We start from the raw sequence: 25166 nt of genomic DNA on the forward strand, positions 1-25166 counted from the left end.
TCCCGACCAGCCCCGATCCCGACCAGCTCCGGCCCGCCCTCGACCAGCCCCGCCCTTGACCACCCGCAGTCCCGCGCCCCCGCCGACCGCCGCCCCGAGCCGCCGGCGGGGCCCGGCACCCGAAGCAGCCGAAGGCCCCTTATGTACCCCTTCCTCTTCCACAGCGTCTTCGCCCGCATGGACCCCGAGCGGGCCCACGGCCTGGCGTTCGCGGCCATCCGCGGCGCCGCCGCCGCGCCCGGCGTACGCAGCGCCGTGCGCCTCACCGCCGCGCCCCGCTACCCCGAACTGCGCGTCCGCGCGCTCGGCATCGACTTCCCCGGCCCCTTCGGGCTCGCCGCGGGCTTCGACAAGAACGCGGTCGGCGTCGACGGGCTGACGATGCTCGGCTTCGACTTCGTCGAGGTCGGCACCGTCACCGCCCGCCCCCAGGCCGGCAACGAGCCGACCCGGCTGTTCCGGCTGATCCCGGACCGGGCGCTGGTCAACCGGATGGGCTTCAACAACGACGGCTCCGCCGCCGTCGCCGCACGCCTCGCCCGCCGCCGATGGGGTCGGCGGACCCCGTACCGGCCGAACGCCGTCGTCGGCGTCAACATCGGCAAGAACAAGGACGTCCCCGAATCGGGTGCGATCCGGGACTACGTCACCGCCACCGAGCGGCTCGCCGGCCACGCCGACTACCTCGTCGTCAACGTCTCCTCGCCCAACACGCCCGGGCTGCGCGACCTCCAGGCCACCCGCCACCTGCGCCCACTGCTCGAAGCGGTGCGCGCCGCCGCCGACCTCCCCCATAGCCCTAAAGGCATGGGCGGTACCCCCATCGGCGGCGCCCGGCCGGTCGCGCCCGGCGCGCCCGCGCGCGTACCGCTGCTGGTCAAGATCGCCCCCGACCTCGCCGACGAGGACGTCGACGCGGTCGCCGACCTGGCCCTGGAGCTAGGCCTCGACGGCATCATCGCCACCAACACCACCGTCGCCCGCGACGGCCTGACCACCGCCGCCGCCCGCGTCGAGTCCATCGGCGCCGGCGGGCTGTCCGGGGCGCCGCTGCGCGGGCGCGCCCTCGACGTGCTGCGCCGCCTCTACGCCCGCGTGGGGCCGCCCGGCGAGAACGGCATCGTGCTGGTCGGCGCCGGCGGCATCGAGACCGCCGAGCACGCCTGGGAGCGCGTCCTCGCCGGCGCCACCCTCGTCCAGGGCTACAGCGGCTTCGTCTACGAGGGCCCGCTGTGGCCGCGCAGGATCCACCGCGGCCTGGCGGAGCTGCTGGCCGCGTCCCCGTACGCCACGCTCGCCGACGCCGTCGGCGCCGACACCAGGAAGGCGACCCCATGAAACCCGAGCCCCCCGAGCCCTTCGGCCGGCGGCTGCGCCGCGCCATGGACGTCCGCGGCCCGCTGTGCGTCGGCATCGACCCGCACGCCTCGCTGCTGGCCCGCTGGGACCTGCCGGACGACCCGGTGGGCCTGGAGCGGTTCACGATGACCGTCGTCGAGGCGCTGGCCGACCGCGTCGCCGTCCTCAAGCCGCAGTCCGCGTTCTTCGAGCGCTTCGGCTCCCGCGGCGTCGCCGTCCTGGAGAAGGCGGTCACGGTGGCGCGCGCGGCCGGGGCGCTGGTCCTCATGGACGCCAAGCGCGGCGACATCGGCTCGACGATGGCCGGCTACGCCGGCGCGTACCTCGACAAGGACGCCCCGCTGCGCTCCGATGCGCTGACCGTCACGCCCTACCTCGGGTACGAGTCGCTGCGCCCGGCGCTGGACGCCGCCCACGCCGCCGGCGCCGGCGTGTTCGTCGTCACCCTCACCTCCAACCCGGAGGGCGCCGAGGTGCAGCGCGCGACCGTGCAGGGGACGGACGGGACGGGCGGGACGGGCGGCGCGCGGACCGTCGCGCAGACCGTCCTCGACCACATCGCCGCCGAGAACCGCGGCGCCGAGCCGCTCGGCTCGGTCGGCGCCGTCGTCGGCGCCACCCTCGCCGAGGCGGGCGCCGATCTGGCGGTGGGCGGCCCCCTGCTCGCCCCCGGCATCGGCGCCCAGGGCGCCGCGCCGGCCGACCTCCCGCGGGTCTTCGGCGCCGCGCTGCCCCAAGTCCTGCCGAGCGCAAGCCGGTCGGTGCTGGCGCACGGTCCGGATATCGCGAGGCTGCGGGCGGCGGCCGAACAGTTGGCCGATGACGTACGAAACGTATCCCCATAAACTGGGCGATATGCTCAGAACTTGTCGCGGAACTTGAGTCTGACCAGGACTTTTCATCTGTTCTCGCTGACTGGCGCGGTCTCGGCCGCTAGTCTCCGTCATCAGAGCGCGGGCACCAGCGCGTTGCTCGTTGCTCCGCAGGTGCGGGGCCACTAGGTTCCACACCGTTCCATATCCGATTAGTTCGACATCCGAGGTGACGTAGGCGTGGCTCTTCCGCCCCTTACCCCTGAACAGCGCGCAGCCGCGCTCGAGAAGGCCGCAGCGGCTCGCCGGGAGCGCGCCGAGGTCAAGAATCGGCTGAAGCACTCCGGCGCTTCCCTGCACGACGTCATCAAACAGGGCCAGGAGAACGACGTCATCGGCAAGATGAAGGTCTCCGCCCTGCTTGAGTCCATGCCCGGCGTAGGCAAGGTGCGCGCCAAGCAGATCATGGAGCGTCTCGGCATCTCCGAGAGCCGTCGGGTGCGCGGTCTGGGCTCCAACCAGATCGCCTCGCTGGAGCGCGAGTTCGGCAGCACCGGTTCCTGACGTTCCGAGGCACTCCCGGAAACCGGGATAATCGCTCCATGAGTACAGCTGTCTCCCGGGGGGCGGCCCCCGTCCCGCCGGCAGATCGTCCGCGGCTGACCGTGCTCTCCGGCCCCTCCGGGGTCGGCAAGAGCACGGTCGTCGCGCATCTGCGCAAGGTCCATCCCGAGGTGTGGAACTCGGTCTCCGCGACGACCCGCAGGCCGCGCCCCGGCGAACGGCACGGTGTCCAGTACTTCTTCGTCAGCGACGACGAGTTCGACAAGCTCGTCGCCAACGGCGAGCTGCTGGAGTGGGCAGAGTTCTCCGGCCACCGGTACGGCACGCCGCGCCGGCCCGTGCTGGAGCGGCTGGACGCCGGTGAGCCCGTGCTGCTGGAGATCGACCTGCAGGGGGCGCGGCTCGTCCGGGAGAGCATGCCGGAGGCGCTGCTGGTCTTCCTCGCCCCGCCCGGCTGGGACGAGCTGGTCCGCCGGCTGACCGGGCGCGGCACGGAGCCGCCGGAGGTCATCGAGCGCCGGCTGGCGGCGGCGCGTACCGAGCTGGCGGCCGAGGAGGAGTTCGACGCGACCCTGGTCAACACCTCGGTCGAGGACGTCTCCGCCGAGCTGCTAGCCTTGATGCAGGTTTGATTCGTGAAGTTTCACTGGAAGGCTGGATAGGTTGTCCTCTCCCATCACCGCGCCCGAGGGCATCATCAACCCGCCGATCGACGAGCTGCTTGAGGCGACCGACTCCAAGTACAGCCTCGTGATCTACGCGGCAAAGCGCGCGCGGCAGATCAACGCGTACTACTCACAGCTGGGCGAGGGCCTGCTGGAGTACGTCGGCCCGCTGGTGGACACGCATGTGCACGAGAAGCCGCTCTCGATCGCGCTCCGCGAGATCAACGCGGGTCTGCTGACCTCCGAGGCCACCGAGGGCCCCGCGCAGTAGGCATCCCTCATCGCACCGGGCCCGGCAGCGCGGCTGCCGGGCCCGTGGTGTGTCATGGGGGGAGGAGACAACGAGCGGTGGGGAGCAGGCATGGCGGAGGATGCGACGGCACCGGTGGCACCGACGGCGCCGGCCGAACCGGCTGCACCGGCTGAGGTCGTGCTCGGCGTCAGCGGCGGCATCGCGGCGTACAAGGCGTGCGAGCTGCTGCGGCTGTTCACGGAGTCCGGCCACGCGGTACGGGCCGTGCCCACGGCCGCCGCGCTGCACTTCGTCGGCGAGGCCACCTGGGCGGCGCTCTCCGGCCGCCCCGCCGCCACCGAGACCTGGGCGGACGTGCACGAGGTCCCGCACGTACGGATCGGCCGCCGGGCCGACCTCGTGGTCGTCGCCCCCGCCACCGCCGACGTGCTCGCCAGGGCCGCCCACGGCCTCGCCGACGACCTGCTGACGAACACCCTGCTCACCGCCTCCTGCCCGGTCGTCTTGGCGCCGGCCATGCACACCGAGATGTGGGAGCACCCCGCCACCCAGGCCAACGTCGCCACGCTGCGCGCCCGCGGCGCCGTCGTCATCGAGCCCGCCGTCGGCCGGCTCACCGGCACCGACACCGGCAAGGGCCGGCTGCCGGAGCCGGCGGAGATCTTCGAGGTCTGCCGCCGCGCGCTCGCCCGCGGCGCCGGCGGCCTCGTCCCCGACCTCGCCGGCCGGCACGTCGTCATCAGCGCGGGCGGCACCCGCGAGCCGCTGGACCCGGTGCGCTTCCTCGGCAACCGCTCCTCCGGGCGGCAGGGGTACGCCCTGGCCCGTACCGCCGTCGCCCGCGGGGCCAGGGTCACGCTGCTGGCCGCGAACACCGCACTGCCCGACCCCGCCGGCGCGGACGTCGTCCGCGTCGGCACCGCCGTGGAGCTGCAGGACGCCGTGGTGAAGGCCGCGGCCGACGCCGACGCCGTCGTCATGGCCGCCGCCGTCGCCGACTTCCGGCCCGTGACGTTTGTCACCGGCAAGATCAAGAAGCAGGACGGCCGCGATCCGGAGCCGGTCGCCCTCACCCGCAACCCCGACATCCTCGCCGGGATCTCCGCCGACCGGCCGCGCGCCGGACAGGTCGTCGTCGGCTTCGCCGCCGAGACCGACGACGTCCTCGCCAACGGCCGCGCCAAGCTCGCCCGCAAGGGCTGCGACCTGCTCGTCGTCAACGAGGTGGGGGAGACCAAGGCGTTCGGCTCGGACGGCAACGAGGCCGTGGTGCTCACCGCCGGCGGACGCGAGGTGACCGTGCCGTACGGGCCGAAGGAGGCGCTGGCCGACGTGGTGTGGGACCTCGTAGTGGAATCCCTCGGCTGAGTGATCCACCGCCGACACTCCGGACAGTTTATTGCTGCTTTTCGACGGAACCCGTCCGGGAAAATCCCTCGGTTCCCCAGGTCAACGGGTATCCAGGGACCGAGACGGGTTGTCCTCCGGGCGAGGCTGCCGGATAAAATGGCCCGCGGGTCCGTCCCGGAAGCACCCGGCCCGGGTCCGCAACCGATCAGCCAGCAGCCGCTGCAACCGTGGGGAGCGATGTGTCCCGCCGTCTTTTCACCTCGGAATCCGTTACCGAGGGTCACCCAGACAAGATCGCTGACCAGATCAGCGACGCCGTCCTCGACGCCCTGCTCAAGGACGACCCGCACTCCCGGGTCGCCGTCGAGACGCTGATCACCACCGGCCAGGTGCACGTGGCCGGCGAGGTGACCACCTCCGGTTACGCGGACATCGCGACCCTCGTGCGCAACAAGATCCTCGAGATCGGGTACGACTCGTCGAAGAAGGGCTTCGACGGCGCCTCCTGCGGCGTCTCCGTCTCCATCGGCGCCCAGTCGCCGGACATCGCCCAGGGCGTGGACACCGCGTACGAGAGCCGCGTCGAGGGCTCCGGCGGCGACGACCTCGACCTGCAGGGCGCCGGCGACCAGGGCCTGATGTTCGGCTACGCCTGCGACGAGACGCCCGAGCTGATGCCGCTGCCCATCCACCTGGCGCACCGGCTGTCCGCCCGGCTCAGCGAGGTCCGTAAGAACGGGACCATCCCCTACCTGCGCCCCGACGGCAAGACGCAGGTCACCATCGAGTACAACGGCGACAAGGCGGTCCGGCTGGACACCGTCGTCGTCTCCTCGCAGCACGCCTCGGACATCGACCTCGACTCGCTGCTCACACCCGACATCCGCGAGTTCGTCGTCGAGCCGGAGCTGAAGGCCCTCCTCGACGACGGCATCAAGCTGGACACCGAGGGCTACCGGCTGCTGGTCAACCCCACCGGCCGGTTCGAGATCGGCGGCCCCATGGGCGACGCCGGGCTCACCGGGCGGAAGATCATCATCGACACCTACGGCGGCATGGCCCGGCACGGCGGCGGCGCCTTCTCCGGCAAGGACCCGTCCAAGGTCGACCGCTCCGCCGCGTACGCCATGCGCTGGGTCGCCAAGAACGTCGTGGCCGCCGGCCTGGCCTCGCGCTGCGAAGTGCAGGTGGCGTACGCGATCGGCAAGGCCGAGCCGGTCGGTCTCTTCGTCGAGACCTTCGGCACCGCCACGGTCGACGTCGAGAAGATCGAGACCGCCATCACCGAGGTCTTCGACCTCCGCCCGGCGGCGCTCATCCGCGACCTGGACCTGCTGCGCCCGATCTACTCCCAGACCGCCGCGTACGGCCACTTCGGCCGCCCGCTGGGCGACTTCACCTGGGAGCGGACCGACCGCGTCGACGCGCTGCGCAAGGCCGCCGGCGCCTGAGCCGGCGACCCGCTACCCGCGTTCCGCACAGCCCGCGGCCCCGGACCGGCGTCCGGGGGCCGCGGGCTGTCCGGCGGGCTGTCCGCCGCGTCTGGTAGGACGGAAGGGTGACCAGCGACAACGCCCGGGAGGCGGAACCCGAGGGGGCGGAGCAGCTCGCCCTCATCCGGGAGACCGTGCGCAGGGCCAAGGGCCCCCGCGCCCGCCCGCGCACCTGGCGTGGCGCCGCGCTGGCCGAGGAGCTGCCCGTCGCCCGCGTCCTCGTCGACAAGGGACTGCTCCACCTCGACCGCCTCTTCGACTACGCCGTGCCCGCCGCCATGGACGCCGAGGCGCGCCCCGGCGTGCGCGTGCGCGTCCGCTTCGGCGCCGGCGAGCGGGAGGGCCGGCGCGAGGGCGGCGGCCTGATCAACGGGTACGTCGTCGAGCGCCGCGCCGACAGCGAGTTCCCCGGCACCCTCGCGCCGATCGCCCAGGTCCTCTCCCCGGAGCCCGTCCTCGGGGCGCAGCTCCTGGGCCTGTGCCAGGCCGTCGCCGACCGGTACGCCGGCGCGCTGGCCGACGTCGTCCAGCTTGCGCTGCCGCCGCGGATGGCCCGTGCCGAGAAGAAGCCCTCGCCCGACCCGCTCCCGCCGCCCCCGGCCCCCGGCCCCGGTGGCTGGGCGCGCTACGGGAACGGACCCGGGCTGCTCGCCGCGCTGGCCGACGGCGGCGCCCCGCGGGCGGTGTGGACGGCGCTGCCCGGTCCCGACTGGCCGGACGAGCTGGCCCGCGCGCTGGCCGCCGCCCTCGCCTCCGGCCGCGGCGCGCTCGCCGTGCTGCCCGACGGCCGCGCCGCCGCCCGCGTCGACGAGGCACTGACCGCCCTCGTCGGCCGCGGCCGGCACGTGCTGCTCACCGCCGACGCCGGACCCGAGGCCCGCTACCGCCGCTGGCTCGCCGTCAGCCGCGGCGCCGTCCGCGGCGTCGTCGGCACCCGCGCCGCCGCCTTCGCGCCCGTACGGGATCTGGGCCTCGCCGCGATCTGGGACGACGCCGACTCCGCCCACGCCGACGACCGCGCCCCGCAGCCGCACGCCCGCGAGGTGCTGGCCCTGCGCGCCGCCCGCGAGCACACCGCGCTCCTCGTCGGCGGCCACGCCTGCAGCGTCGAGGCCGCCCGCTACGTCGAGAGCGGCTGGGCCCAGCCCGTCGCCGCCCCCCGCGAGGGGGTACGGGCCGCCGCCCCCCTCGTCCGCACGGTCGGCGACAGCGAGCAGGCCCGGGACGTGGCGGCCCGCGCCGCCCGGCTGCCGACGCTCGCGTGGCAGGTGGCGCGGGAGGGGCTGCGCGCGGGCCCGGTCCTGGTGCAGGTGCCGCGCCGCGGGTACGCGCCCCGGCTGGCCTGCGCCCGCTGCCGCGCGCCCGCGCGCTGTGGCCGCTGCGCCGGGCCGCTGGTGGGCGAGGGGCGCCGGGAGGCGCTCGTGTGCGGCTGGTGCGCGGTGCGGGAGGACGCCTGGCGCTGCCCCGAGTGCGGCGGCACGCGGCTGCGCGCGCAGGTCGTCGGCGCCCGGCGGACGGCGGAGGAGCTGGGCCGGGCGTTCCCGTCGGTGCCGGTGCGCACGTCCGGCCGGGACCATGTGCTGGCGCAGGTGCCGGACGCCCCGGCGCTGGTCGTCAGCACGCCGGGCGCCGAGCCCGTCGCGGAGCGCGGGTACGCCGCGGCGCTGCTGCTCGACGGCTGGGCGCTGCTGAACCGGCCGGACCTGCGCGCCGGGGAGGAGGCGCTGCGGCGCTGGCTGACCGCCGCCGCGCTGGTCCGCGGGTCGGCGGCCGGCGGGGTCGCGGCGGTCGTCGCCGACCCGGCGCAGCGGCCGGTGCAGGCCCTGGTGCGCTGGGACCCGGCGGGCTTCGCCCGCACGGAGCTGGAGGAGCGCGCGGAGCTGGGCTTCCCGCCGGTGTCGCGGATGGCGGCGGTCTGGGGGCCGGGGGAGGCGGTCACGGCGTTCGTGAGCGGCGCCGGGCTGCCGCCGTCGACGGAGGTACTCGGCCCGGTGCCGGCCCCGGACCCGACGGCGGGCCCGCGGGGCGCGGCCGGCGGGGGAGCGGCCCCCGCCGGGTCCTGGGAGCGGGTGCTGCTGCGCGTGCCGCCGGGCCACGGGGCCGCCCTCGCGGCGGCGCTCAAGGCGGCGCAGGCGGCCCGCATGGCGCGGCGTACGGGCCCGGCGCTGCGGATCCGTATCGACCCGCCGGACATCGGCTGACCGGGGCCCTCGCCGGGCGGGCGATACCGGGCGGGTGGGGGGAGACCGGAGCTGGGGCGACCGGCGACGGCCCGGTGCCACGGGGCGCCAGGCGCGCGAGGGCCGGATCGAGTGGGGCCGGGTCGCTCGGCGGCCGGGCCCGGCCGCGCGGGGCGCTGCGGCGCGGTTGTGCCGCGGATACGTGCGGTGACGGTGGGGTGTCGCCGTCGGGGGCGGGCCCGTCGTGCGGTGGGTGCGAGCCGCCGGACCGTGGACCCGCCGCCCCGCGCCGTCAGGACTGGGAGACCGCCACCGCGTCCGTCGGCTGGGCCGGCGTGCTCGCACCCGGCGCCGGGCGGGCTGCCGGGACGACCGGGAGCGTCCCCGCGGGCAGCCGGCCCTCGGTGCCCACCGGCACGCCGGCCTCCGCGGCGCCGGGGTCGCGGCCGGGCTGCTGCGCGCGCCGCGCGCCGTAACGGCGGTGCACCGCCTGCTTGGTGACGCCCAGCGCCGAGCCCACCGCGTCCCAGGAGAACCCGAGCGAGCGATCGAAGTCGACGGCCGCGGTCACCAGCGTCTCGACGCTGTCCCGCAGCTCCTGGGCGAGCCGCACCGTGGGCGCCGGGGCCCGCCCGTACACGACGAAGCCCGCGGACGGGCCCGTCCGCCGGGGGCGGTAGACGTTGCCCAGCTGGGCGGTGAGGGTGCGCAGCGCGTCGACCTGCCTGCGCACCCTTTCGATGTCCCGCACCAGGAGCTGCAGGCTCGCCCGCGCCTGGGCGTCGTGGCTTGCGTGGTCGGCCATGGAGAAGCCTCTCGAACCGGCGTTCTTCGGATCGGGTCGCAGAGCGGCCCGTTTCGGTCACTTTTCACTTTCCTGACTGAGCAACGCGACACCGGGGGCGGCGGTCACGGGTCGGGGGCGCGCGCTCCGCGCCCGGTAGCGTGCGGCCGGTCGCACGCCCCGGGGGTATCCGGACCCTGACGTTCCGTCCGTGCCCGCCCCGCCGCCGGCCGGACCGTGGTTCTAGAATTGCCGCACCTCACCGCCCTCACCGCTCCCACCCCCGCACCGCCCCACCGCCGCCGAGAGGACCCGCGCCACCCATGAGGCTCGTTTTCGCCGGTACGCCGGAAGTCGCCGTACCCGCCCTCGACGCCCTGCTGGCGTCGGACCGGCACGAGGTCGTCGCCGTCGTCACCCGGCCCGACGCGCCCGCCGGGCGGGGCCGGCGGCTGGTGGCGAGCCCGGTCGCGCTCCGGGCCGAGGAGGCCGGCGTCGAGGTGCTGAAGCCCGGACGGCCGAAGGAGCCGGAGTTCCTGGAGCGGCTGCGCGCCCTCGGCCCCGACTGCTGCCCCGTCGTGGCGTACGGCGCGCTGCTGCCGAAGCCCGCGCTCGACATCCCCGTGCACGGCTGGGTCAACCTGCACTTCTCGCTGCTGCCCGCCTGGCGCGGCGCCGCCCCCGTGCAGCACGCGATCCTCGCCGGCGACGAGGTGACCGGGGCGACGACGTTCCGTATCGACGAAGGGCTCGACTCCGGGCCGGTGTTCGGCGTCGTCACCGAGCAGGTGCGGCCCACCGACACCAGCGGCGACCTGCTCACCCGACTGGCCATGGCCGGCGCGGGGCTGCTCGCCGCCACGATGGACGGGATCGAGGACGGCGGCCTCAAGGCCGTGCCGCAGCCCGCCGAGGGTGTCTCGACGGCGCCGAAGATCCAGGTCGAGGACGCGCGGGTGGACTTCGCCGCCCCCGCGCTCCGCGTCGACCGGGTGGTGCGCGGCTGCGCGCCCGCGCCCGGCGCGTGGACGACGTTCCGCGGCGAGCGGCTGAAGATCCGGTCGGTCGCGCCGCGCCCCGAGCGCACCGACCTCGCGCCCGGCGAGCTGGACGTGACCAAGTCCGCGGTCACCGCCGGCACCGGCTCGCACGCCGTGGCGCTGCAGTGGGTGCAGGCGCAGGGCAAGCGGCCGATGGCCGCGGCGGACTGGGCCCGCGGCGCGCGCATCGCGTCCGGCGAGCGCCTCGGCGACGGGCCGGAGGCGCCCGGGGCGTAGGCTTCCGGTGTACGCAACTGCCAGCCCCGGAGCACATTTCACGTGAGCGACCAGCCGCGCCGTCGCCGGCCCGCCAAGCCCTACCGCAGGCCGCAGAAGGACCCCGTACGGATCCTCGCCTACGACGCGCTCCGCGCGGTCGACGAGCGCGACGCCTACGCCAACCTCGTGCTGCCCCCCATGCTCCGGCAGGCCAGGCAGCGCGACGGCTTCGACGGCCGGGACGCCGCGCTGGCCACCGAGCTGGTCTACGGCACGCTGCGCCGCCAGGGCACGTACGACCGGATCATCGCCGAGTGCGTCGACCGGCCGCTGCGCGAGGTCGACCCCGAGGTGCTCGACGTCCTCAGCCTCGGCGCCCACCAGCTCCTCGGCACCCGCATCCCCTCGCACGCCGCCGTCTCGGCGTCCGTGGAGCTGGCCCGGGTGGTGCTGGGCGACGGGCGGGCGCGCTTCGTCAACGCCGTGCTGCGCCGGATCGCCGCCCGGGACCTGGACGCGTGGCTGGCCGAGGTGGCGCCGCCGTACGACGACGATCCCGAGGAGCACCTCGCGGTCGTCCACTCCCACCCCCGCTGGATCGTCTCCGCGCTCTGGGACGCCCTCGGCGGCGGCCGGGCCGGCATGGAGGAGCTGCTCGCCGCCGACAACGAGCGGCCCGAGGTCACCCTCGTCGCCCGCCCCGGCCGGGCCGCGCCGGCCGAGCTGAGCGGCCCGGACACGCTGCCGGGGCGCTGGTCCCCGTACGCCGTGCGGCTGGCCGAGGGCGGCGACCCGGGCGCACTCGACGCGGTGCGCGAGGGCCGGGCCGGCGTGCAGGACGAGGGCAGCCAGCTCGTCGCGCTGGCGCTGGCGAACGCGCCGCTGGACGGGCCGGACACCCGCTGGCTCGACGGCTGCGCGGGTCCGGGCGGCAAGGCGGCGCTGCTCGCCGCGCTGGCCGCGGAGCGCGGGGCGGCGCTGGTGGCGGCCGAGAAGCAGCCGCACCGGGCCCGGCTCGTCGCCCGCGCGCTCGCCGGCAACCCGGGCCCGTACCAGGTCGTCGTCGCCGACGCCACCCGGCCGGCCTGGCGGTCCGCCGGCTTCGACCGGGTCCTCGTCGACGTCCCATGTACGGGCCTGGGCGCCCTGCGCCGCCGCCCCGAGGCCCGCTGGCGCCGCCGCCCGGAGGACCTGGAGGGCTTCGCGCCGCTGCAGCGGGCGCTGCTGGACGGCGCGCTGCGGGCGGTACGCCCCGGGGGCGTCGTCGGCTACGTCACCTGCTCCCCGTACCCCGCCGAGACTCGCGCGGTCGTGGACGACGCGCTGAAGGCGGCCGGCGCCCCCGCCGCCGAACTGCTCGACGCCCGCCCGCTGCTGCCCGGCGTACCGGACCTCGGCGACGGCCCGGACGTCCAGCTCTGGCCGCACCGCCACGGCACCGACGCCATGTACCTCGCGCTGCTGCGCCGCACCGGCTGACCGGGGCGCCCGGAGCCGCTCCGCCGCTCCTTCCGGCCGCTACTTCCGCAGCGCCGCCTCCGTTTCGCCGCCCGCGGCGGTGCCCTTCGCCGCCAGCGCCGCCGCCGCCTCCGCGGGGGCCTCCTCCGGGGTGCCCGCGGGGCGGCGGGACAGCGCCCCCGGCCACCACACCCGGTCCCCGATGTCCAGGAGCAGTGAGGTGACGAGCATCGAGCGGACGATGAACGTGTCCAGCAGCACCCCGAGCGCGACCGCGAAGCCGATCTCCGCGAACGCCACCATCGGCAGCGAGCCGAACACCGCGAACGTCCCCGCCAGCACCAGGCCCGCCGAGGTGATCACGCCGCCCGTCGCCGCCAGGCCCGTCAGCGCCCCGCGCCGGGTGCCCAGCCGCTGCGACTCCTCCCGTACCCGGGTGGCGAGGAAGATGTTGTAGTCGATGCCGAGGGCCACCAGGAAGACGAAGACCAGCAGGGGGAACGCCGTGTCCTCGCCGGCGAAGTCGAAGACGTGCCGGAAGGCGAACGCGCTCACTCCCAGCGCCGCGCCGAAGGACAGCACCACCGTGGCCATCAGCAGCAGCGGCGCCAGCACCGCGCGCAGCAGGATCAGCAGGATGACGAAGACCGCCAGCAGCACGAGCGGGATGATGACCTTGTTGTCTCGCGACACCGCCGTGTCCATGTCCACGATGGCCGCCGTCGTGCCGCCCACGAGGGCGTTCGCCTCCGGCAGCCCGTCGAGTTCCGCCCGGACCCGGTCGACGGTGTCCTTCGCGGCGGAGCCGCTGGGGTTGTCGGCGAGGATCGCCTCCAGGTAGGTGCGGTCGCCGCTGCCACGAGTGTCCGGCGGGCTGGTGATCGGCTCGTCCGACACGCCGCGCACGCCCGAGACCGCCCGCACGACCTCGTCCTCGGCGTCCGCGTCGGCGAGGATCACCAGCGGGTCGCCGCCGCCGGCCGCGAAGTAGCGCGCCTGCACCTCGGCGCCGACGATCGACTCGGGGTGGGAGGTGAAGGAGTCCTCGTAGCTGAGGCCGGTCGCCTTCAGCTGTGTCAGGCCCAGCGAGAGCGCGGCCAGCGCCAGCGCGCCGGCCACCCACACCGTGCGCGGCCGGCGCGCGATGCGGCGTCCCGTACGGGCCCACACACCGCGCTCCGTCGGCTCCGGCGAGCCCAGGTGCGGCCGCACCGGCCAGAAGATCCACCGGCCGACGATCACCAGCAGCGCCGGGAACAGCGTCAGCAGCGCGAGCAGCGCCACCGCGATGCCGATGGCGACGACGGGGCCGAGGCCGCGGGTGGAGTTCATCTCCGCGAACATCAGCACCATCATCGCCACGATCACGGTCGCGGCGCTGGCCAGCACGGCCGGGCCCGCGCGGTGCAGCGCGAGCGCCATCGCCTCGTGCCGGTCCTCGTGCCGCCGCAGCTCCTCGCGGTAGCGGGCGACGAGCAGCAGCGCGTAGTCCGTGCCGGCCCCGAAGACCAGCACCGTGAGGATGCCGGCGCTCTGCCCGTTGACGGTGAGCCCCGCGTGCTCGGCGAGCAGATAGATCAGCGCCTGCGAGGTGACCAGCGCGGCCATCACCGAGATCAGCGGGATGAACAGGAGCGTGGGGCTGCGGTACGTGAGCAGCAGCATCACGATGACCACGCTCATCGCGGCGAACAGCAGCGTGGAGTCGATGCCCTCGAAGCCCTCGGCGAAGTCGGCGTTGGCCCCGCCGGGCCCGGTGACGTGCACCGACAGCCCGCCGTTGCCCTCGCCCACCGCTCCGCGGATGTCGTCGACCGCGGGGACGACCCGCTCCCAGGCGTCGTCGCCCGCGGTCATCGGCACGATGATCTGCGCCGCCCGCGGCGCGCCTCGGTTCTCGTACTGCGGGTCGGGGGTGTCGGCGCCGCGCAGCCCGTGGTCGCGCAGGGCCCGCAGCTCGGTCAGGTCCTCGTCGATACGGGCGCGGTCGGCGTCGGTCAGGCCCGCCTCCCGGGCGTACACCACCACGGTCGGCATCTGCTCGGGACGGATCTCCTCCGACTCGTGCAGCACCCTGGTCGACTCGGCCTCCTGCGGCAGCCAGTTCACCGTCTGGTTGTCCTGCGCGTCCGTGAGCTTCTGCGCGAGCGGTCCCATCCCGCCGAGCACCAGCACCCACACCACCAGCACGAGCCACTTCGTACGCCGTCCGCACACCAGCCAGGCCACGCCCCTGGGCTGCCCGGACCCCTGTCCGTCCGGCGGCCGTCTCTCGGTCTCCGCGTCCACCGTGCCCTGCCCGTCCATACGTACCCCCGAGGCTTATGGAGTCTTTAGATCGGCAGCATGCCGCGCGGGACTGACAATCCGCCCCCTTCGTGGTGAACGGCAAAGGGAAGCCCGGGTACCGCGGCCGTTCCAGTGACGCGGACGTGGCAGGCTGGGGGCATGGCAGTCCAGATCAACCCCAGCATTCTGTCCGCCGACTTCGCCCGTCTCGCCGAGGAGGCGGAGGCCGTCTCCGGTGCCGACTGGCTCCACGTCGACGTCATGGACAACCACTTCGTGCCCAACCTGACGCTGGGTGTCCCGGTCGTCGAGTCGCTGCGCCGGGCCACCGACACCCCGCTGGACTGCCACCTGATGATCGAGGAGCCGGACCGCTGGGCCCCCGCGTTCGCGGACGCGGGTGCCGGCTCCGTGACCTTCCACGCCGAGGCCGCCGCCGCGCCGGTGCGCCTGGCGCGCGAGCTGCGCGCGAAGGGCGCGCGCGCCGCGATGGCGCTGAAGCCGGCCACCCCCGTCGAGCCGTACGAGGATCTGTTGCCCGAGCTGGACATGCTGCTGGTCATGACCGTCGAGCCGGGCTTCGGCGGCCAGGCGTTCCTGGACATCATGCTGCCGAAGGTGCGCCGTACCCGGGAGCTGATCGCCAAGCACGGCCTGGAGCTGTGGCTGCAGGTCGACGGCGGGGTCTCCGCGGAGACCATCGAGCGGTGCGCCGAGGCGGGCGCGGACGTGTTCGTCGCGGGCTCCGCGGTGTACGGGGCCGAGGACCCGGCCGCCGCGGTGCGGGCGCTGCGCGCGCAGGCGGCGGCGGCCAGTGAGGGGGCGGCCTGGGCGGCCGGCTGCCACTAGCGTCCGCCCGTACCACCGCACCGCCTCGCGGTCCGCGGCCGTCGGCCCACCCGGAGCCGGCGCCTCCGGCCCCGGATCGTGAAAGTATGGACCACGAAGCAGCGCCTTCCGAGCAGCGCCGCTGGGAAACGCAAAGGAGATCGCGGTGTCGACGGGCCGGACGGCTGCGCGGATGGGACCCGCGGAGCTGGTGCAGGCGGCGGCGATGGCCCGCCGCTTCTACCTTGAGGGCAAGTCCAAGATCCAGATCGCCGACGAGTTCGGGGTCAGCCGCTTCAAGGTCGCCCGGGTGCTGGAGACCGCGCTCGAACGCGACCTCGTACGGATCGAGATCCGCGTCCCCGCCGAACTCGACGCCGAGCGCTCCGACGCCCTGCGCGCCCGCTTCGGCCTGCGCCACGCCGTCGTCGTGGAGGCGCCGGCCAACGCCGTGCCCGACACCCGCGACCCGGAGAACCTCGGCAGCGTCGCCGCCGACCTGCTCGCCGAGCTGGTCACCGAGGGCGACGTGCTGGGCCTGGCCTGGGGCCGGTCCACGATCAACATGGCGCAGGCGCTGCACCGGCTGCCCCCGTGCACCGTCGTCCAGCTCACCGGCGTCTACGACGCCGGTACCGCCGAGCGCGGCTCGGTGGAGGCGGTGCGCCGCGCGGCCGAGGTCGCCGGCGGCGAGGCCCACCCCATCTACGCGCCGATGCTGCTGCCCGACGCCGCCACCGCCACCGCGCTGCGCAGCCAGACCGGGGTGGCCCGCGCCTTCGAGTACTTCGACAAGGTGACCGTCGCCGCCGTCTCCATCGGCTCCTGGGAGGAGGGCATCTCCGCCGTCCACGACATGCTCTCCGAGGAGGAGCGCGAGCACTACGCCTCGCTGGGCGCCGCCGCCGAGATGTCCGCGCACCTCTTCGACGCCGAGGGCCGGCGCATCGGCCGCGACCTGGGGGAGCGGTGCATCACGGTCGAGGCCGACCGGCTGCGCCGGATCCCCGAGGTGGTCGCCGTCGCCGGCGGGGCGCGCAAGCGCGAGGCCGTCGGGGCGGTGCTGCGCTCGGGCCTGGTCACCAGCCTGGTCACGGACACCGCCGCCGCGGACTACCTGCTGGACGAGGTGGCGCCGGGCCCGCGGCCCGCGCTGGAGCGCGCCGACCCCGACGACCTGTAGCGTCTCGCTGGTCTCGCTGGTCTCGCTGGTCTCGCTGGCCGCGTCGGCCGCGCCGCGAAGCCGGCGGCCGCTGCGGGCGGCTCACCGGCGCTGCGGTTCCTCGTCGTGGTCCCCCGGAGGTCGGTGACCGGTTGGTGTCGTACAAGCGACGGCCGTAAGAGGGCCGGGGGCGGGCGCCGGAGTGAGTCCGCGGGACGCAACCGATCGGGCGGCGCGCGGGGGCACGGTACCCGCCGGTGCGAACAGCGGGGTCAGCCGCGGCTCGACCGCCCAGCGCAGCGCCCGGCGCACCGGGGGAGTGCACAGCAGCGCCATCCCCGCGGCGGCGGCCAGGGTGACGGCGACCGGCCCGGCCGGCGTCGTCAGCCACTCGGGCTCGTACCAGCGGGCGTAGCAGGCGCCCTGGGTGGCGAAGGCGTGCAGCAGGTAGCCGTAGAGCGTGCCCGCGCCCAGCACCGTGCACCACAGCCGCCGTCCGGGCACCCAGGCGAGGAACGCCGCCACCAGCAGCAGCGAGCAGCAGAACAGCACAGGCGTGACGAGCAGCCCGGTGCGGCCGGAGTGGCCGATCTCCTGGGCGGCGGCGTTGTGGTAGAGCCAGCGCCGGTCGGTGTGCGGGCCGAGCAGGTACGCGGCCACCGGCGCGGCGAGGAGCACCGGGGCGGCCAGCACCCGCGCCTCGCGCCGCCGCAGCAGCCGCAGCCGCTCCGGTGCACAGGTGAGGCCCAGGACGAAGAACGGCAGGAGCTGCAGCACCCGTTGCAGCTCCAGGCCGTCCCCGGTCTCGGGGCCGGCGGTGGCGAGCGCCGCCACCGCCAGCGCCACCGGCAGCGGCCGGCGCAGCGACGTCCACAGCGGCACGGAGAGCCGCCAGACGAACAGCGCGAGCAGGAACCACGTCACGCCCCAGGGGTCGAGCAGGCTGAGGCGGCTCTCGTCGCCGCCGGCCCACCGCCCGAAGAGCGTGTACGCGGTCTCGAAGATCAGGTACGGCACGACCAGGCCGGTGACCAGCCCCCGGGCGCGGCGGGGCGAGCCGTCCTGGCCGCGGGAGAAGTAGCCGGAGATCAGCACGAACGCGGGCATGTGGAAGGCGTAGACCGTCTCGTACACCGCGGCGACCGCGCGGCTGCCGTCGACCAGCGGCTCCCAGGCGTGCCCGCAGGCGACGAGCACCACGGCCAGGAACTTGGCGTTGTCGAAGTACGGGTCCCGGGCCGCGCCGGAGGCGCCGGGCCGCTCCCTGTCGTTGCCGGTCATCGATCTTCCCTATCATGCCGATAGGAATGATAGGGAAACATGGGGTGGCCGGCACCGCGGAGTCCCGGACCTCCCGGCCGCCACCCGCACTTCAGGCCGCGGGGACGATCTCGTACAGTGGCGGCCGACCTCGCCCTGGAGTGCGCATGACGGCCGACGCCCGCCGTACGGACCCCGCCCTCGACGCCCCCGGCCCCGCGCCCGGCGGCCGGCCGGGCGGGTCGCGGCGCTGGATGTGGCTGGCCGCCTGGCCCGTCGCCGCCTCGACTTCCCTGTCCAACGAGCCCGCGCCGCTGTACGTCCTGTGGCAGGGCCGCTTCGGCTTCTCCGCCGCCGTCATCACGCTGATCTACGCCGGCTACATCGCCGGACTGCTCTTCACCCTGACCTTCGCCGGCACCCTCGCCGACCGGTACGGCCGCAAGCCGGTGCTGCTGCCCGGGCTGGCGCTGGCGTTCGCGGCCTCCGTGCTCTTCGCCACCGCGGAGTCCGTCGCCGTGCTGGGGGTGGCGCGGGTGCTGACCGGGTTCGCGGTGGGCGCGGTGCTGGCGGCCGGAATGGCGGCCGTGGCCGATCTGGCGCCGCCGGGGCAGAAGCAGTTCGGCGGGCTGGTCGCGTCCGCGTCGATGGTCGGCGGTGCGGCGCTGGGGCCGATGCTCGCCGGAGTGCTGTCGGAGACGCTGCCGCATCCTACGACGCTGGTGTTCGTGGTGCAGGCCGGGATGCTGCTCGTCGCGCTGGCGGTGGTGCTGCGGATGCCGCTGCCCCGGCCGGCGGACCGGCGGGCGGTACGGCCCCGGGGAGCGGGAGCGGAGCCGGAGGGCGGGGGCGTAGCGGAAGCGGCGCCCCGCCGGCTCGTCCGCATCCCGTCCGTGCCCCGCCGGCACCGCCGTACCCTGCTGCTGAGCCTGGCCGTCCTCGCCCCCGGCATGACCGCCACCGGCTTCGTGCTCTCCCTCGGCCCGTCCCTGTTGGCCGAGTTACTGGACAGCGACAACCGCGGGCTCGCCGGCGGCATGATCTTCCTGCTCTTCGCGGCGGCCACCGGCGTGCAGTTCACCGTGCGGCGGCTGGCCGTACGTACCCTCTTCGTGCTCGGCGCCGCCCTGACCACCGCCGCCATGGGTGCGCTGGTGCTGGCCACCGCCGTCTCCTCGGTGCCGCTGCTGCTGGCCGCCGCGGTGCTGGCCGGGCTCGGCCAGGGCAGCGCGCAGCTCGGCGGCCTCAGCACGCTCAGCGCCCGGATACCGGCGACCCGGCTGGCCGAGGCCAACGCGGCGCTCACCGGCGGCGGCTATGTGATGGCCGGGGTGCTGCCCGTGGCCGCCGGGTACCTCAGCGACGCGGTGGGGCTGACGGCGGGCACCACCGCGTTCGGTGTCGCCATCGCGGTGCTGGTGACGGCCGGCGCGGTGGCGGCGACCCGCCGCTGAGCCGCAGCCGCCCGCCGGCTCCGGGCGCCCTCACCACTCCGCGAACGACCCGTCCGGGTGCCGCCACACCGGGTTGTGCCAGCTCTCCGCCGTGCCGTCCGCGGCCCGTACCGCCCGCTCGTCGATCGCCACGCCCAGCCCCGGCCCGGTCGGCCGCGGCAGGTGCCCGGCGTGGAAGCGGAAGACCTCCGGGTCGGCGACGTAGTCCAGTAGCTCCGCACCGGTGTGGTAGTGGACGCCGATCGACTGCTCCTGGATGAGGAAGTTCGGCGTGCAGAAGGCGAGTTGCAGGCTCGCCGCCAGCGCGAGCGGCCCCAGCGGGCAGTGCGGGGCGATCGCCACGTCGAACGTCTCGGCCAGCGAGGCTATCCGCCGGGTCTCCGAGATGCCGCCCGCGTGGGAGAGGTCCGGCTGCAGCACCGCGACGCCCGCGCGCAGCGCCGGCAGCACCTCGCCGCGCGAGAACAGCCGCTCGCCGGTGGCCACGGGCAGTGACGTCGAGCCGGTGACCCGCTCCAGCAGATGCGTGTGCTCGGGCAGCACCGGCTCCTCCACGAACATCGGCGCGTACGGCTCCAGCACCCCGATCGCCCTGATCGCGCCGGCCGCCGAGAACCGCCCGTGGAAGTCGACGGCGAAGTCCCCCTCGTCGCCGAGCGCGTCACGGGCCGCCTCCGCCCGCGCGGCGACCCGGCGCAGGTCGGCGACGTTCGGCAGCCGGTCCATGCGCCCGGAGCCGTTCATCTTCACCGCCGTGAAGCCGGCCGCCAGCTGCGCGGCGACCTGGTCCCGTACCTCGCCCGGCTCGTCGCCGCCGACCCAGCAGTACGCGCGGGCGCGCTCGCGCACCGGGCCGCCGAGCAGCTGGTGCACGGGCGCACCGAACGCCTTGCCCGCGATGTCCCACAGCGCCTGGTCCAGCCCCGCGACGGCGGAGGAGAGCACCGGCCCGCCGCGGTAGAAGGAGCCCTTGGTCATCAGCTGCCAGTGGTCCTCGATCCGCAGCGGGTCGGCGCCGACGAGGAACTGCTCGGCGAGTTCGTGGGCGGCCGTGCGGACCGTCGCCGCCCTGCCTTCCACGACGGGCTCGCCCCAGCCCACGAGACCGTCGTCCGTCTCGATCCGGCAGAACAGCCAGCGCGGCGGCACGGCGAAGGTCTCGACCCGGGTGATCTTCAACTGCTCACTCCTTGACGCTGCCCTCGGTCGGCCCGGTCGTGCCGCAGGACGACGACGCCGCGGGCGGGCAGCTCGACCGCGGCGACCGGGCCGGCCGCGGGGTCGGCGCCGTCGCCGACGAGCGCGCGCATCGGCTCGGGCAGGGTGACCGTCGCGGCACTCCCGCCGTGGTTGAGCAGGAACAGGAAGCGTTCGGCCGGCCCGTCCGCGCCCGCCTCGCCCTCGCGTACGGTGGCCTGCACGCCCGCCGGCAGCCCCGGCAGCACGGGCGTCACCCCGGCCCCGGCGCGCACCCGGTCCATCAGGGTGCGCATCGCCGCCGGCGTGAGCCGGGTGCCCGCGTACCAGGCGACGCCGTCCCCGTACCCGTGCCGGGTGACCGCGGGCCGGCCGGCCAGCTCGCCCGCGCCGAACGCGGCGACGGCGGTGGCGCCTTCGAGGTCGATCGACTCCGACCACAGGTCGCCGGTGCCGGTCAGCGCGCCGGTCAGCGGCAGGCTCTGGTCCTCGGCCAGCGGCCAGAACTCTTCCACGCGCAGGCCCAGGACCTCGCGCAGCGGCGCCGGGTAGCCGCCGGTGTGGACGCGGTCGCAGTCGTCGGAGATGCCGGTGAAGTACGAGACGAGCAGGTGCCCCCCGGCGCGTACGTACTCGGTCAGCCGGGCCCCCGTCTCCGCGCTCATCAGGTACAGGTTCGGCACGACCACGAGCCGGTACGCGGACAGGTCGCGGTCCGGCGGCACCACGTCGCACTCCACGCCCGCCTCGAACAGCGGCTTGTAGTGGCGGCGCAGGGTCTCGGCGAAGTCCAGGTCCGCGGACGGGTGCGAGCCCTGCTCCAGTGCCCACCAGCTGTGCCAGTCCGCGAGCAGCGCCACGTCCGGGCGCGCGCGGGAGCCCGCGAGCTGCGGAACGGCGCCCAGCTCCCGGCCCAGCGCGCTCACCTCGCGGAAGATCCGGGTGTCGGTGCCGGCGTGCGGCACCATCGCCGAGTGGAACTTCTCGGCGCCGCCGGGGGTCGCGCGCCACTGGAAGTACAGCACCGCGTCCGCGCCCTGTGCGACGGCCTGCCAGCTCCACAGCCGCATCGCGCCGGGCGGCTTGGGGCTGTTGCGCGCCCGCCAGTTGACGGCGCTCGGCGCCTGCTCCATCAGCATCCAGGGGCGCCCGCCGCCCGCGGAGCGCGTCACGTCGAAGGCGAGGCCGGCGCCGATGTGGGTCTCGGGGTCGTACGGGTCCTGGTAGAAGTCCAGCGCCTGGACGTCCTCGTGTGCCGCCCAGGCATACGGGTCGACGGGCTTGTGCAGCGGCATGTGGTTGGTGGTGACGGGCACGTCGGGGGTGATCCGGCCCAGGGCCAGTTTCTCGGCCAGGTAGCACTGCAGCAGGGCGTCGTCGCAGAAGCGTGCGTAGTCCAGCACCTGGGCGGGGTTGGGGTGGGTGGGGGTGGTGCGCGGCGGGAGGACCTGTTCGAAGGTGCCGTAGCGCTGCGACCAGAAGGTGGTGGCCCAGGCGGTGTTCAGCGCCTCGACGGTGCCGTAGCGCTCCTGCAGCCAGCGGCGGAAGTCGGCGGCGGAGACGTCGCAGTAGCAGCGCGGGTTGGAGCAGCCGTACTCGTTGCCGATGTGCCAGCTGTCCAGGGCGGGGTGCGTGCCGTAGCGGGTGGCCAGCTCGGTGACGAGGCGGACGGCGTGCTCGCGGTAGACCGGGCTGGAGGGGCAGAAGTGCTGCCGCGAGCCGGGCCACTTGCGGACGCCGTCGGGGCCCTGGAGCAGGATCTCCGGGTGCCGCTCGGAGAGCCACGGCGGCGGGGAGGCGGTCATGGTCGCCAGGCAGACGCGCACGCCGGCGCCGTGCAGGTCGTCCAGCACGCGGCCGAACCAGTCGAAGTCGTACGCGCCCGGTCGCGGCTCGACCAGCGCCCAGGAGAAGATCCCGGCCGTCACCATGGAGACCCCGGCCTCCTTCATCAGCCGGATGTCCTCGGCCCTGACCTCCTCCGGCCAGTGCTCCGGGTTGTAGTCGCCGCCGAAGTGGATGCGCCTCACGTGTGCGTCCTCCGCCCCTCTTGCTGATGACATAATTTACGAATTAACGTGCGGGCAACGTAGAAGCCCTCTGGCAGATCCGTCAATACCCGGAGCGTGACCTCGTGACAGCAGCCGGACCCACGCAACTCGGCCGCTTTGCCGGCCGCACCGCCGTCGTCACCGGAGCCGCCGCCGGCATCGGCGCGGCCGTCGCCCGGCGGCTCGCCGCCGAGGGCGCCGCCGTCGTCGTCGCCGACATCGACGGCGACCGGGCCGACGCCACGGCCGCCGAGATCACCGCCGCGGGCGGCACGGCCGCCGCCGTCACCGTGGACGTGGCCGGGGAGGAGGGCTGGGCCCGGATCGTGGCCGCGGCCGGCGCCTTCGGCCCCGTCGGCGTCCTCGTCTCCAACGCCGTCGCCGTCGACGTCGCGCCCGCGCACGAGACGTCGCCCGCGTCCTGGCGGCGCCAGGTCGACGTCGGCCTGACGGCCGCGTTCCTCGGCTTCCGCGCCTGCCTGCCCGGCCTGCGCGCGCAGCGGGGCGCCGCCGGCGCCGCGGTGCTGGTCTCGTCGGTGCACGCCAGGCACGGCATCCCGGGCCATCCCGCGTACGCCGCCGCCAAGGGCGGGCTGCTCTCGCTCGGCGGCCAACTCGCCGTCGAGTACGGCCCGTCGGTACGGGTGAACACCGTGCTGCCCGGTCCGGTGCTGACCCGGCTGTGGGACCGGGTCTCCGCGGAGGACCGCAGGGCCAGCGCGGCGCAGACCGCCGCCGGCCGGCTGGGCGCGCCGGAGGAGGTGGCCGCCGCCGTCGCCTTCCTCGCCTCGCCCGAGGCGTCCTACGTCACCGGCGCCAGCCTGGTCGTGGACGGCGGCTGGAGCGTCGTAAAGTCATCGGCCTGAGCGGGGCGGGCGGATCCCGGCGGAGCCGGGAGTGGCCGCCGGGCCCGGGGGAGCACGGGGAACAGGGGCACAGGGAAGGAGCAAGCGGCCATGTCGGGTTACGCCCGCCGCGGGGTGCACGGGCAGACGGTGGAGGCCCTCGCCCACCGCGTCCTCAGCGGTGAGATAGCCGAGGGCGCCACCCTCGACCTCGCCGCCATGCAGGCCGAGCTGGGCGTCAGCCTCACCGCGCTGCGCGAGTCGCTGAAGGTACTGGCCGCCAAGGGCATGGTCGACGCCCGGCAGAAGCGCGGCACGTTCATCCGGCCGCGCTCCGACTGGAACCTCCTCGACGCCGACGTGCTGCGCTGGCGCTTCGAGACCGCGGAGCGGCGGCAGGGCGACGGCGCCGCCGTGCGGGCGGCCTCCCCGCTGCTGCGGGACCTGGACGAGGTGCGCGGCATCGTCGAGCCGGCGGCGGTGCGGCTGGCGGCGGTGCGGCGTACCGCCGCGGACCTGGCGGCGCTGGACGCGGCGCTCGCGGCCATGGCCGAGGGGCGCGACGGGACGACTGCCTCTGCCGCGGCCGTCGCGGCGGACCTCGCGTTCCACCGCGCCCTGCTGGCCGCCTCGCACAACGAGCTGCTGGAGCGCATGGACCTGGTCATCGCCACCGGCCTGGCCGCCCGCGACCGGCTGGTGCACGGCCCCGGGCACCGCCCTCGGGATCCGGTGCCGAGCCACCGCGCGGTGCTCGACGCGGTACGGGCCCAGGACCCGAACGCGGCCGAGGCGGCGATGCGCAGGCTGCTCGCACAGGCGGCGCACGACCTGGCCGAGCTGAGCGCGGCACCGGGCCCGGAGCCCACCCCGGCGCCCGCGGCGGCGGACGAACAGGGGACCGAACAGGGGGCCGGGGCGTAGCCGGCGCACGAGCGCGCCCCGCCGCGCGGACGCATCCGCACGACGGGGCGGCGAAGAACTCCCGCGGGCCCACGGCCCCGGGGGTCAGTACCAGTTGTTGGCCTGCCAGAACTCCCAGGCGGCGCACGGGCTGCCGTAGCGCTCGTTCATGTAGTCCAGGCCCCACTCCAGCTGGGTGACCGGGTTGGTCCGCCAGTCGGAGCCGGCCGACGCCATCTTGTCGCCCGGCAGGGCCTGCATGAGGCCGTACGCACCGGAGCTGGGGTTGGTCGCGGTGTGGTCCCAGCCGCTCTCCCGCTCCACGATGTTGCTGAAGCAGGTGAACTGGTCCGCGGGCACGATCTCCCGGGCCGCGGCCTGGATGCCCGACTCGGTGGTCGGGACGCTCGCCTGCGACGCCTCCGTGGCACCGCCGGAGCCGCCGGAACTCCCGGAGGACGACGCGCCGTTCGGGTCGATCGACTTGTCGACCTTGCCGCCCTCGGTGTCGATGCGCAGCTCGGTGCCGACCTTCAACGCGGCCGGGTTGTCGCCGATGGCCTTCTCGTTGTCGACGTACACGCGCTGCCAGCCGCCGGGCACGTCGTACTTCGCGGCGATCTTGGACAGCGTCTCGCCGGCACCGACGGTGTGCTGGACGTAGCGCTGCTGCTTCTCGCTCTCGGCGGCGGTCTGGTCGGCCTCGGCGGGCTTGCTCTCGGCCTTCCCGTCGAGGTCCAGCTCCTGGCCCGGGAGGATCAGGTGCGGGTTGTCGCCGACGGCAGCCTTGTTGGCCTCGTACAGCCGCTGCCAGTCGGCCCCGAATCCGTTGTCCTCGGCGATCTCCGAGAGGGTGTCGCCCTTTTCGACCGTATAGGCGTGCGCGGCGGTCGCCGCGACTCCGCCGGCGACGGGGAGGGCTATGCCCACTCCCGCGGCGGCGGCATAGCGGCGGGTGGAGCGCGACTTGGGCGCGCGCCGGGTGCCGGTTCCGGCCATG

The 25166-nt window shown here is 75.2% G+C and carries 21 protein-coding genes; 15 read left to right on the plus strand and 6 right to left on the minus strand.

The window, feature by feature from the left end:
- The first annotated feature begins 141 nt into the window (after window positions 1–141).
- From T328_RS04290 to T328_RS04325, 8 genes are all read left to right on the plus strand, one after another.
- Window positions 142–1338 carry a quinone-dependent dihydroorotate dehydrogenase gene (locus T328_RS04290; RefSeq protein ID WP_496494486.1) on the plus strand — a complete coding sequence of 399 codons (1197 nt, stop codon included), beginning with the start codon at window positions 142–144 and terminating at the stop codon, window positions 1336–1338.
- Window positions 1335–2204: an orotidine-5'-phosphate decarboxylase gene (gene pyrF, locus T328_RS04295; protein WP_496494487.1), complete on the plus strand. Its 870-nt coding sequence runs from the start codon at window positions 1335–1337 to the stop codon at window positions 2202–2204. The genes T328_RS04290 and pyrF overlap by 4 nt, the downstream gene beginning before the upstream one ends.
- Before the next feature lie 207 nt (window positions 2205–2411).
- Window positions 2412–2735, plus strand: coding sequence for an integration host factor (locus T328_RS04300; RefSeq protein ID WP_018836707.1), 324 nt, complete (start codon window positions 2412–2414; stop codon window positions 2733–2735).
- A 38-nt stretch (window positions 2736–2773) separates the two neighbouring features.
- Window positions 2774–3367 carry a guanylate kinase gene (gene gmk / locus T328_RS04305; protein WP_496494488.1) on the plus strand — a complete coding sequence of 198 codons (594 nt, stop codon included), beginning with the start codon at window positions 2774–2776 and terminating at the stop codon, window positions 3365–3367.
- 31 nt (window positions 3368–3398) lie between these two features.
- Window positions 3399–3671: a DNA-directed RNA polymerase subunit omega gene (gene rpoZ, locus T328_RS04310; protein WP_018836705.1), complete on the plus strand. Its 273-nt coding sequence runs from the start codon at window positions 3399–3401 to the stop codon at window positions 3669–3671.
- A gap of 90 nt (window positions 3672–3761) precedes the next feature.
- Complete coding sequence (gene coaBC, locus T328_RS04315) at window positions 3762–5021, plus strand: bifunctional phosphopantothenoylcysteine decarboxylase/phosphopantothenate--cysteine ligase CoaBC (RefSeq protein ID WP_496494489.1); 1260 nt, start codon at window positions 3762–3764, stop codon at window positions 5019–5021.
- A 221-nt stretch (window positions 5022–5242) separates the two neighbouring features.
- A complete protein-coding gene (gene metK / locus T328_RS04320) occupies window positions 5243–6454 on the plus strand; it encodes a methionine adenosyltransferase (RefSeq protein ID WP_496494490.1) in 1212 nt (403 codons plus the stop codon).
- A 107-nt stretch (window positions 6455–6561) separates the two neighbouring features.
- On the plus strand, window positions 6562–8697 hold the full coding sequence (locus tag T328_RS04325; RefSeq protein ID WP_496494491.1) for a primosomal protein N': 2136 nt from the start codon (window positions 6562–6564) through the stop codon (window positions 8695–8697).
- A 271-nt stretch (window positions 8698–8968) separates the two neighbouring features.
- Here T328_RS04325 and T328_RS04330 read toward each other — a convergent pair whose 3' ends face one another.
- Complete coding sequence (locus T328_RS04330; RefSeq protein ID WP_496494492.1) at window positions 8969–9481, minus strand: hypothetical protein; 513 nt, start codon at window positions 9479–9481, stop codon at window positions 8969–8971.
- A 302-nt stretch (window positions 9482–9783) separates the two neighbouring features.
- Here T328_RS04330 and fmt point away from each other — a divergent pair, with 302 nt between their 5' ends.
- Together fmt and T328_RS04340 are read left to right on the plus strand one after the other, a co-directional pair.
- A complete protein-coding gene (gene fmt / locus T328_RS04335; protein WP_496494493.1) occupies window positions 9784–10737 on the plus strand; it encodes a methionyl-tRNA formyltransferase in 954 nt (317 codons plus the stop codon).
- Between the two features lie 42 nt (window positions 10738–10779).
- Entirely contained in the window at window positions 10780–12198 is a 1419-nt protein-coding gene (locus tag T328_RS04340; RefSeq protein WP_496494494.1) for an RsmB/NOP family class I SAM-dependent RNA methyltransferase, read from the plus strand.
- 39 nt (window positions 12199–12237) lie between these two features.
- On the opposite strand, the gene T328_RS04345 is transcribed toward T328_RS04340, so the two are convergent.
- On the minus strand, window positions 12238–14484 hold the full coding sequence (locus T328_RS04345) for an MMPL family transporter (protein WP_496494495.1): 2247 nt from the start codon (window positions 14482–14484) through the stop codon (window positions 12238–12240).
- Window positions 14485–14625: 141 nt separating this feature from the next.
- Between T328_RS04345 and rpe the strand changes: the two genes are divergently transcribed.
- Together rpe and T328_RS04355 are read left to right on the plus strand one after the other, a co-directional pair.
- Window positions 14626–15315, plus strand: a complete 690-nt coding sequence (gene rpe, locus T328_RS04350) for a ribulose-phosphate 3-epimerase (protein ID WP_496494496.1) — start codon at window positions 14626–14628, stop codon at window positions 15313–15315.
- Between the two features lie 172 nt (window positions 15316–15487).
- A complete protein-coding gene (locus T328_RS04355) occupies window positions 15488–16477 on the plus strand; it encodes a sugar-binding transcriptional regulator (protein WP_496494893.1) in 990 nt (329 codons plus the stop codon).
- Between the two features lie 81 nt (window positions 16478–16558).
- On the opposite strand, the gene T328_RS04360 is transcribed toward T328_RS04355, so the two are convergent.
- Window positions 16559–17737, minus strand: a complete 1179-nt coding sequence (locus T328_RS04360) for an acyltransferase family protein (RefSeq protein ID WP_496494497.1) — start codon at window positions 17735–17737, stop codon at window positions 16559–16561.
- A 146-nt stretch (window positions 17738–17883) separates the two neighbouring features.
- Here T328_RS04360 and T328_RS04365 point away from each other — a divergent pair, with 146 nt between their 5' ends.
- Window positions 17884–19170, plus strand: coding sequence for an MFS transporter (locus tag T328_RS04365; protein ID WP_496494498.1), 1287 nt, complete (start codon window positions 17884–17886; stop codon window positions 19168–19170).
- 30 nt (window positions 19171–19200) lie between these two features.
- Here T328_RS04365 and dgoD read toward each other — a convergent pair whose 3' ends face one another.
- Entirely contained in the window at window positions 19201–20349 is a 1149-nt protein-coding gene (dgoD, locus tag T328_RS04370; RefSeq protein WP_496494499.1) for a galactonate dehydratase, read from the minus strand.
- The gene (locus T328_RS04375; protein ID WP_496494500.1) at window positions 20346–22397 is read right to left on the minus strand and encodes a beta-galactosidase; all 2052 of its coding nucleotides are present in this window, start codon (window positions 22395–22397) and stop codon (window positions 20346–20348) included. Before T328_RS04375 ends, dgoD begins: the two co-directional genes overlap by 4 nt.
- A 104-nt stretch (window positions 22398–22501) precedes the next feature.
- On the opposite strand from T328_RS04375, the gene T328_RS04380 reads away from it, so the two are divergent.
- The gene (locus T328_RS04380) at window positions 22502–23284 is read left to right on the plus strand and encodes an SDR family NAD(P)-dependent oxidoreductase (protein ID WP_496494501.1); all 783 of its coding nucleotides are present in this window, start codon (window positions 22502–22504) and stop codon (window positions 23282–23284) included.
- Between the two features lie 90 nt (window positions 23285–23374).
- A complete protein-coding gene (locus tag T328_RS04385) occupies window positions 23375–24187 on the plus strand; it encodes a FadR/GntR family transcriptional regulator (protein WP_496494502.1) in 813 nt (270 codons plus the stop codon).
- Window positions 24188–24271: 84 nt separating this feature from the next.
- Here T328_RS04385 and T328_RS04390 read toward each other — a convergent pair whose 3' ends face one another.
- A complete protein-coding gene (locus T328_RS04390) occupies window positions 24272–25165 on the minus strand; it encodes an aggregation-promoting factor C-terminal-like domain-containing protein (RefSeq protein WP_496494503.1) in 894 nt (297 codons plus the stop codon).
- Window position 25166: the final 1 nt, after the last annotated feature.

It is taken from the genome of Streptomyces sp. CNX435 (assembly GCF_059570575.1).

Excerpts from the sequence above, each read along its gene's own strand:
- coaBC (WP_496494489.1), top strand. The coding sequence starts at position 3,762 with ATGGCGGAGGATGCGACGGCACCGGTGGCACCGACGGCGCCGGCCGAA.
- rpe (WP_496494496.1), top strand. The coding sequence starts at position 14,626 with ATGGCAGTCCAGATCAACCCCAGCATTCTGTCCGCCGACTTCGCCCGT.
- fmt (WP_496494493.1), top strand. The coding sequence starts at position 9,784 with ATGAGGCTCGTTTTCGCCGGTACGCCGGAAGTCGCCGTACCCGCCCTC.
- T328_RS04390 (WP_496494503.1), bottom strand. The coding sequence starts at position 25,165 with ATGGCCGGAACCGGCACCCGGCGCGCGCCCAAGTCGCGCTCCACCCGC.
- T328_RS04365 (WP_496494498.1), top strand. The coding sequence starts at position 17,884 with ATGACGGCCGACGCCCGCCGTACGGACCCCGCCCTCGACGCCCCCGGC.
- T328_RS04360 (WP_496494497.1), bottom strand. The coding sequence starts at position 17,737 with ATGACCGGCAACGACAGGGAGCGGCCCGGCGCCTCCGGCGCGGCCCGG.
- T328_RS04355 (WP_496494893.1), top strand. The coding sequence starts at position 15,488 with ATGGGACCCGCGGAGCTGGTGCAGGCGGCGGCGATGGCCCGCCGCTTC.
- pyrF (WP_496494487.1), top strand. The coding sequence starts at position 1,335 with ATGAAACCCGAGCCCCCCGAGCCCTTCGGCCGGCGGCTGCGCCGCGCC.
- T328_RS04330 (WP_496494492.1), bottom strand. The coding sequence starts at position 9,481 with ATGGCCGACCACGCAAGCCACGACGCCCAGGCGCGGGCGAGCCTGCAG.
- T328_RS04345 (WP_496494495.1), bottom strand. The coding sequence starts at position 14,484 with ATGGACGGGCAGGGCACGGTGGACGCGGAGACCGAGAGACGGCCGCCG.
- T328_RS04385 (WP_496494502.1), top strand. The coding sequence starts at position 23,375 with ATGTCGGGTTACGCCCGCCGCGGGGTGCACGGGCAGACGGTGGAGGCC.
- gmk (WP_496494488.1), top strand. The coding sequence starts at position 2,774 with ATGAGTACAGCTGTCTCCCGGGGGGCGGCCCCCGTCCCGCCGGCAGAT.
- T328_RS04290 (WP_496494486.1), top strand. The coding sequence starts at position 142 with ATGTACCCCTTCCTCTTCCACAGCGTCTTCGCCCGCATGGACCCCGAG.